At 72.8% G+C, this 7,786-nt stretch carries 5 protein-coding genes and 1 pseudogene; 4 read left to right on the top strand and 2 right to left on the bottom strand.

Annotation, left to right across the window (positions count from 1 at the left end; genetic code table 11):
- The first annotated feature begins 61 nt into the window (after nucleotides 1-61).
- From ACLQ7T_RS15995 to ACLQ7T_RS15980, 4 genes are all read left to right on the top strand, one after another.
- Nucleotides 62-1,435 carry a phage terminase large subunit family protein gene (locus tag ACLQ7T_RS15995; RefSeq protein WP_420480278.1) on the top strand — a complete coding sequence of 458 codons (1,374 nt, stop codon included), beginning with the start codon at nucleotides 62-64 and terminating at the stop codon, nucleotides 1,433-1,435.
- 177 nt (nucleotides 1,436-1,612) lie between these two features.
- Complete coding sequence (locus ACLQ7T_RS15990) at nucleotides 1,613-3,112, top strand: hypothetical protein (protein WP_420480277.1); 1,500 nt, start codon at nucleotides 1,613-1,615, stop codon at nucleotides 3,110-3,112.
- A gap of 84 nt (nucleotides 3,113-3,196) precedes the next feature.
- Nucleotides 3,197-3,673, top strand: coding sequence for a peptide-methionine (R)-S-oxide reductase MsrB (gene msrB / locus ACLQ7T_RS15985; protein ID WP_420480276.1), 477 nt, complete (start codon nucleotides 3,197-3,199; stop codon nucleotides 3,671-3,673).
- 49 nt (nucleotides 3,674-3,722) lie between these two features.
- Nucleotides 3,723-4,301: a hypothetical protein gene (locus ACLQ7T_RS15980; RefSeq protein ID WP_420480275.1), complete on the top strand. Its 579-nt coding sequence runs from the start codon at nucleotides 3,723-3,725 to the stop codon at nucleotides 4,299-4,301.
- Between the two features lie 39 nt (nucleotides 4,302-4,340).
- Here the strand turns inward: ACLQ7T_RS15980 and ACLQ7T_RS15975 are convergent, their stop codons facing one another.
- The gene (locus tag ACLQ7T_RS15975) at nucleotides 4,341-7,508 is read right to left on the bottom strand and encodes an efflux RND transporter permease subunit (RefSeq protein WP_420480274.1); all 3,168 of its coding nucleotides are present in this window, start codon (nucleotides 7,506-7,508) and stop codon (nucleotides 4,341-4,343) included.
- A 2-nt stretch (nucleotides 7,509-7,510) separates the two neighbouring features.
- Nucleotides 7,511-7,786: pseudogene (locus ACLQ7T_RS15970) on the bottom strand (efflux RND transporter periplasmic adaptor subunit); the annotation flags it as partial.

Here is a 7,786-nt window from a genome sequence, read left to right as displayed (position 1 = left end):
GGCGGACCCGGACCCCGAGCCCGACCCCGAGCCCGCCCCTGAACCGGCCGCCGCGCCGCCGCTGGTCCTGCGCCCGGCCCAGACCCCGCCCGCAACCCTGCCCGACGGCGAGCCGTGGCGCACATGGCTGTTCATGGGCGGGCGGGGCGCGGGCAAGACCCAGGCGGGCGCGGAATGGCTGGCGGACCAGGCCGAGGCGCTCGGCCCCGGCGGCCGTCTGGCGCTGATCGGCCCCACCCTGCACGACGTGCGCGAGGTGATGATCGAGGGCGCTTCGGGCATCCGCAGCCTGCCGCGCTGGACCCCGCAGACCCGTCCGGTGTTCGAAAGCTCGCGCCGTCGGCTGAAATTTCCGAACGGCTGTATCGCCTACACCTTCTCGGCCGAGGACCCGGACAGCCTGCGCGGCCCCCAGTTCAGCGCCGCCTGGGCGGATGAGTTCTGCGCCTGGCGTCCCACCGGGGCGCGCGGCGCGGCCGAAACCCTGGCCCTCCTCAGGATGGGGCTCCGGTTGCCGGGCGCGCCCATCGCCGGCCCCGTTGCTCACCGCGTCACCGAAGGCGGGGACGGTGGAGGGGGTGGGCAGGCGCACCGCCATCCGCCCCGCCTCCTCATCACCACCACCCCCCGGCCCATGCGCGCCCTCATCCGGCTCAGGGACGAGGCCTCCTGCGCCCTGACCCATGCCGGCAGCGCCGACAACGCCGCCCATCTCGCCCCCGGCTTCATCGAAGGGCTGCGCGAACTCTATGGCGGCACCCGCCGCGAGGCCCAGGAGCTGGAGGGGCGGATCGTCGATCTGGACGGGGCCCTGTTCACGGCGGAGATGATGATGAGGGCGAGAACCGGGGGAGGCGGGGCGAGGGGCGAAGCGCAGGATCGCTCAAAACCCTCAACCCTCGCCCCCCGGCCCTCATCCCTCTTCGAACGCATCATCGTCGCCATTGACCCGCCGGCCACCGCCACCGGCGACGCCTGCGGCATCATCGCCGCCGGAACCCGCCTTCGCGACGACGGGGTGCGCGAGGCCGTCGTGCTGGCCGACCGCACCGCCCACGGGCTTTCGCCCGAGGAGTGGGCGCGCCGCGCCGTCGCCCTGGCGCGCGAGGTCAACGCGTCCTGTATCGTGGCCGAGGTCAACCAGGGCGGCGACATGGTCGTCTCCGTGCTCAAGGCCGTCGACCCCGCCCTGCCGGTCAGGACCGTGCGGGCGAGCCGGGGCAAGATCGTCCGGGCCGAACCCGTCGCCGCCCTCTATGAGCAGGGCCGCGTCCGGCATGTCGGGATGTTCGAGGCGCTGGAGGAAGAGCTCATGCTGCTCGGCGCCGACCTGGGCGAAGGCTCCCTCGACCGCGCCGACGCCCTGGTCTGGGCGGTCACCGACCTGCTCATCGACCGCCCCGGCGAGCGCGGGCCGCGGGTGAGGGCGCTGTGAGGTCGCCGCCAGGGGATCGTCCGGATACGGCGCGAATCGGCCCCTGTTCGGCCCCCGCGTTGCGGCGTTTTGCCCGGCGCGCGAGGGCGGCTTGTCCGGTTCCGGGGTTGTCGGACCCCTTGCCGATACGCTTTAACGCCTCACGCTTTCCCAATCGGACCGCTGGAGCCCGAGACGATGACCCGTACCCTTTCGATCGCCGCTGTCGCGGCCGCCGCCCTCAGCCTGGTCGCCGGCGCGGCCGTCGCGCAGGATTTCCGCGCCCTCGCCCGGCAGGACCTGCAGGCGGCGCATGACGCCCTCGCCGCCAACCACCCGGCGCCGGTGATCCCGGGACAGGCCAGCGCCAGCTTCCGCGACTGGCTGGACAACGGCCTGTCGGAGGCCCTGGCCAAGGCCGGTCAGGTGAACAGCGGCGACTCGCACGCCTATCTGCTGCGCTACTACGCCGCCGGCTTCCGCGACTCGAACATCTCGATCTACCCGACCTATGAAGGTCTCGGGCCGTACTTCGGCACCTCGTGGGCCGGTTTCGCCACCGGCTGGCGCGGCGGCAAATATGTGGTGACCTATGTGAAGCCGGGCCTGCGCGGCTCCAGCGTTCCGCGGGTCGGCGACACCCTGGTGTCGTGCAATGCGACCCCGATCGACGAGTTCGCCCGGGACAAGCTGGACCGCTGGGAAGGCAACCTCGAGAGCGAGGCCGGCCGTACGACCTCGGCGCCCTACCTGACCTGGAACCGCAACAACCCGTTCGTGAACGGCGTGCCGTCGGTCTGCGAGTTCCAGACCGGAACCCGCCGCGCCCGCGCCATCAACCTGCGTCCGGTGCCGCTGGAAGCCGGCGACCTGGAAGCGGCCTACCGCGCCACGGTCTACGCCGCGCCGTCCACCCCGCTGTCGATCGAGACCGTCAACGGCCGCCCGTGGGTCAGCGTCCACTCCTTCGCCGACGCGGCGGGCTGGGACGCCTTCAACAGCCTGCTGGAAAGCCAGGCGGCGACCCTGCGCGGGCCCCAGGGCTTCGTGCTGGACCTGCGCGCCGCCCGGGGCTCGGCCGCCTTCAACTCGACCGCCCGCGGCTATGGCCTGGCCAACCGCATCTGGACCTCGGAGTTCACCGCCAGCCGTCAGCCGGCCGCCGGCGCCATCACCTACCGCGCGACCCAGGGCAACCGCGACTGGTTCGCCGTGGCCCTCGGCCTGATGCAGGCTGACGCCCGCTATGCCGCCGAGGCGCCGGGCATGATCGCCCAGACCCAGGACATCATCGCCGCCTTCGACGCCGCCATGGCCGCCGGCCAGCCGACCTTCCAGCTGCAGGGCCGCGCGGTCGCCGAGGACACCGGCGCCCCGAACCCGGTGCAGGGCCCGGTCGTGGTTCTGGTCGACGGCGGCTGCACCGGCGGCTGCCTCGACACCCTGGACCTGATCTCGCGTCTGCCGAACGTCCGGATCGCCGGCACGCCGACCGCGACGGACTCGATCTTCATCGAACAGACCAACCTGCGCCTGCCGTCGAACTATGCGGAGCTGAGCTACGGTCACAAGGCCTGGACCGACCGTCCGCGCGCCAACAACACGGCCTATACGCCCGAAGGCGCCCTGGCCTACACCGGCGACCCGGTCGACGAGACCGCGGTCCGCACCTGGGTCAGCGGCCTGTTCGGCGGCTGATCGCCACGGCGGGATCTGAGGGGGCCGGGTCGGAGACGATCCGGCCCCTTTGTCTTCCGCCCCCGCGCTTCCTATCTGGACGTCATGACCGACACCCATCGCTCCCCCTCCGGATATGACCTGACCCCGCCGACCGAGGCCGAGCGCGAGCGGCTGGAGGCGGACCTGACGGCCGAGGAGGCCCGGGTCCTGCTGTCCCACGGCACCGAGGCGCCCTTCTGCGGCGTCCTGCTGGGCGAGAAGCGGCCGGGGGTCTTCTGCTGCCGGGAATGCGGCCTGCCGCTGTTCCGGGCCGGGACCAAGTTCGAGAGCGGCACCGGCTGGCCCAGCTTCACCGAGCCGGTGGACGAGAGCCACGTCACCGCCATCCGCGACACCAGCTACGGCATGGTGCGGACCGAGACCGTCTGCGCCCGCTGCGGCGGCCACCAGGGCCATGTCTTCCCCGACGGTCCGCCGCCGACCGGCCTGCGGTACTGCATCAACTCGGTGGCGCTGGAATTCGTGCCCGAGGGCCAGCCGCTCCGCGACCCGTTGCACCGCGGCGACGGAAACGCCTGACCTTCGCCTTATTCCGGGTTAGGCTGGGATCTGTACAGGGAGTGAGCGCATGATGATTTCGGCCTTGCTGATGGCGGCGGCCCTCGTCGGGAGCGAACCCGACGGCGTGGTGACGACCGCCCCCGCGACCGCGGTCGACCTGACCGCCACCGCCCGTCCCGTGGCTCCCACCGCCGAGGGCGCGGCCCAGCAGGCGGCGGAGCCGCACAACCTGACCACCGACCAGCAGATCGACCGCTGGCTCGCCGCCCGCGACCCGGAGGCGACGCCCTATGCCCGCGAGCGGGCCGAGCGTTTCGTCGACGACCGCAAGATGCACGCCGAGTTCACGGCCGGAATCGGCACCGGCGGCTACAGCGACTACGGCATGGCGGTCTCGCTTCCGGTCGGCGAGAACGGCCGGATCAACCTCAGCTACCGCCAGACCGAGAACGGCTTCGGCTATCCCTACGGCGGCGTCTACCCCTACGGCGGCCACGGCCGCTCGCCCTACTTCAATGACAGCGGCTACGTCTTCCCGGGCCGCTACGACGCGGCGGTCCCGCTGGAGCACGAGCGCCGGATCGCCCGGCCGGAAGGGCTTCCGGGCCTCCCGGCGGCCTATCACGCCGAAAGCGCCGTCGACTGAGACGAAAAGGCCCGCTCCGATGGAGCGGGCCTTCCGCGTTCAGATCCGGACCTTCCCCCGGCCCAGCGCCGCCAGCACGGGCAGCACCAGCAGGGTCAGCAGGGTCGCGGACGTCAGCCCGCCGATGACGACGGTGGCCAGCGGCTTCTGCACCTCCGCGCCGGGTCCCCAGGCGAAGGCCATGGGGATGAAGCCCAGAACCGCCACCAGCGCCGTCGTCAGAACCGCCCTCAGGCGGCTGACCGCGCCGTTCAGGGCGGCCAGCGGCGGCGACTCGCCGTCGCCCAGCCGTTGCTGGATGGCCTGCATCAGGACCAGCCCGTTCAGGGTGGCGACCCCGGACACGGCGATGAAGCCGACCGCCGCCGAGATCGACAGGGGCATGCCCCGCGCCGCCAGCGCCAGCGCGCCGCCGACAAGGGCCAGGGGCGCCCCGGCGAAGACCAGGGCCGCGTCCCGGACCGAGCGCAAAGCCAGCAACAGCAGGCCGCCGATGGTCAGGACCACCAGCGGCACGATCAGGGCCAGCCGGGTCGAGGCCCGTTCGAGGTTCTCGAACTGGCCGCCCCAGTCGAACCAGCCGCCGGCGACAGGCGGGACCCGCGCCGCCACCTCGCGCCGGGCCTCGGAGACGAAGCCGCCCAGATCGCGACCGCGGACATTGGCCTGGACGATGATCCGCCGCTTGCCGTTCTCGCGGCTGATCTGGTTGGGCCCCTCGGCCGCCTCGAAGCGGGCGACGGAGGACAGGGGCACGGTCGGCGCCCCCGGCTCGGCCTCCTCGGGCATGACCGGCAACTGGGCCATGACCGACGGGTCATTGCGCAGGGCGTCGTCCAGCCGGACCACCACGTCGAAACGGCGGTCGCCCTCCATCACCTGACCCGCCGCCTGACCCGCCAGGCCGATGGCGAGGGCGTCGGCGGCGTCGGAGGCGTGGATGCCCTGGGCCGCCGCGATGGTGCGGTCCACCCGCGCGGTCAGGGTCGGCTGGCCCGAGACCTGTTCGACCCGCACGTCGGCGGCCCCGTCGATTCCCCGCAGGACCCCGGCCACCTGTTCCGCGGTGCGGGTCATGGCCTCGAAGTCGTCGCCATAGACCTTCACCGCCACGTCCGAGCGGACCCCGGCGATCAGCTCGTTGAACCGCATCTGGATCGGCTGGGTGAACTCATAGGCGTTGCCCGGCAGATGACCGAGGGCCTCCTCCATCCGCGCGACCAGTTCGGCCTTGGGCAGGGACGGGTCGGGCCAGTCCTTGCGGTCCTTCAACATCACGAAGGTGTCCGAGATGGACGGCGGCATGGGGTCGGAGGCGACCTCGGCCGTGCCGGTGCGGGTGAAGACCCGCTCGACCTCGGGCATGGCCTTCAGCGTCGACTCGACCCGGAACTGCATGGCCTGCGACTGCTCCAGCGAGGTGGAGGGGACCCGCAGGGCCTGCACCAGGAGGTCGCCCTCATCCAGCTGGGGCACGAACTCCGAGCCCAGTGTGGCGAAGGCGAGGGCGCCCGCCGCCAGCGCCCCGACCGCGCCGCCGATGACCAGTCGCGGACGCCCCAGGGCGGCGGCCAGAAGGGGGGCGTAGCGGTCGCGGACCGCGCGGCTGATCCGGGTCTCCCCGTCCTCGTGTCCCGCCTTGGGCTCCCGGACCCAGACCGCGGTCAGGGCGGGAACGAAGGTGAAGCTGAGGATGAAGGCGCCCGCCAGCGCCAGCATGACGGTGGCGGCCATGGGCCCGAACATCTTGCCCTCGACGCCCTCGAACATGAGCAGGGGCGCATAGACCAGCAGGATGATGGCCTGACCGAAGGCTGCGGGGCGGGCCATCTCGCGGGCGGCGGCGGCGGCCACGCCCAGCCGCTGGGGCAGGGTCAGGGGGACGCCCAGCCGCTGCCGCTCCAGCGAGAGGCGGCGCAGGGTGTTCTCGACCACGACCACGGCCCCGTCGACGATCAGGCCGAAGTCCAGCGCGCCCAGGCTCAGCAGGTTGGCGCTGATGCCGAACCGGTTCATGGGCGCGGCCGCGAACAGGAAGCTGAGCGGGATGATCAGGGCCGTGATCACGGCGGCCCGGACGTTGCCCAGGGCGAGGAACAGCACGGCGATGACCAGCGCCGCGCCGAGGACCAGATTGTGCTCGACCGTGCCGACGGTCGCCTCGACCAGGGCCGTCCGGTCCAGCGCCGGAACGATGACGACGCCGGGCGGCAGGCTGGCCTGGATGTCCTCCAGCTTCTTCCCGACGCGTTGAGCCACCGCGCGGGAGTTCTCGCCCTGCAGCATCAGGGCGGCGCCGAGCACGGTCTCGTGGCCGTTGCTGCTGGCCGAGCCGAGGCGGGGCGCGCGGCCGACCTCGACCACGGCGACGTCGGAGACCCGGACCACCTGCCCGTTACGGTTCAGGATCGGGGTCGCCGCCAGTTCCTCCAGCGTCCGGACCCGGGCGTCGGCGCGGACGATCCAGGCCTCGCCCGCGCGGTTGACGTAGCCGGCGCCGGCGATGCGGTTGGCGTGCTCCAGCGCCTCGACCAGCTGCACCAGCCCCACGCCGTAGGCGGCGAGGCGCGCGGGGTCGGGATGGACCGCATACTCCTTCACATAGCCGCCCTGGACGTCGATCCCGGCGACCCCGTCGACGCCGCGCAGTTGCGGCGCGACGACCCAGTCCTGGAGCGTGCGCAGCCAGGTGGCCTTCTCGGCGTCGGTGGTCAGGCGTTCGCCCTCGGGGGTGACGTGGACGACGCCGTCCTCGCCCGCCGCGCCCTGCAGCTCCAGGGTCCAGATGAAGACCTCGCCGAGACCGGTCACGACCGGTCCCATCGAGGGCGTGAGCCCCCCGGGCAGGTCCTCGCGGGCGTCCTGCAGCCGCTCGTTGACCAGGTTGCGGGCGAACCAGATGTCGGTCCGGTCGGTGAAGACGGCGGTGATCTGGGAAAAGCCGTGACGCGACAGGGAGCGGGTCTCGACCAGTCCCGGCAGACCGCCGAGCGCGGTCTCCAGCGGGAAGGTGACCTGCCGCTCGACCTCTTCCGGCCCGAGGGCGGGGGCGACGGTGGTGATCTGGACCTGCCGGTTGGTGATGTCCGGAACGGCGTCGATGGGCAGGCGGACGAGCTCTCTCACGCCCACGGCGGCCCACAGGACCGCCAGCACGAGGATCAGCCAGCGGTGGCGGACGGCGGCGTCGATGATGCGGTTCAGCATGGTCAGTGTCCGTGCTCCGCCTCGCCCTTGGCCAGCTCGGCCTTGAGCACGAAGGCGCCGACGCCGGCGATCCGCTCGGACCCGGTCAGGCCCGAGAGGATCTCGGTGCGGCCCGCCGCGGTGCCGCCGGGGGTGACGGGGCGGGCGCGGAAGCCCGCCCCCTCGCGCACGAAAACGGAGGGGACGCCGTCGATGGTCTGCACCGCCTCGGCCGGGACGGTCAGGCCGGCGCCGCCGCCCACGGGCAGGCGGGCGGACAGGACGGTTCCGGCGGCGGG

Origin of the sequence: Brevundimonas sediminis, from assembly GCF_048799765.1 — a bacterium.
GTDB lineage: Bacteria > Pseudomonadota > Alphaproteobacteria > Caulobacterales > Caulobacteraceae > Brevundimonas.
The sequence above is the reverse complement of the archived record's forward strand: the minus strand, read 5'-3'. Positions and strand labels throughout refer to the sequence as shown.

What these genes read in the sequence shown, in the direction of transcription:
- ACLQ7T_RS15980 (WP_420480275.1), top strand. Translation starts at nt 3,723, where the DNA reads ATGATGATTTCGGCCTTGCTGATGGCGGCGGCCCTCGTCGGGAGCGAA.
- ACLQ7T_RS15990 (WP_420480277.1), top strand. Translation starts at nt 1,613, where the DNA reads ATGACCCGTACCCTTTCGATCGCCGCTGTCGCGGCCGCCGCCCTCAGC.
- msrB (WP_420480276.1), top strand. Translation starts at nt 3,197, where the DNA reads ATGACCGACACCCATCGCTCCCCCTCCGGATATGACCTGACCCCGCCG.
- ACLQ7T_RS15975 (WP_420480274.1), bottom strand. Translation starts at nt 7,508, where the DNA reads ATGCTGAACCGCATCATCGACGCCGCCGTCCGCCACCGCTGGCTGATC.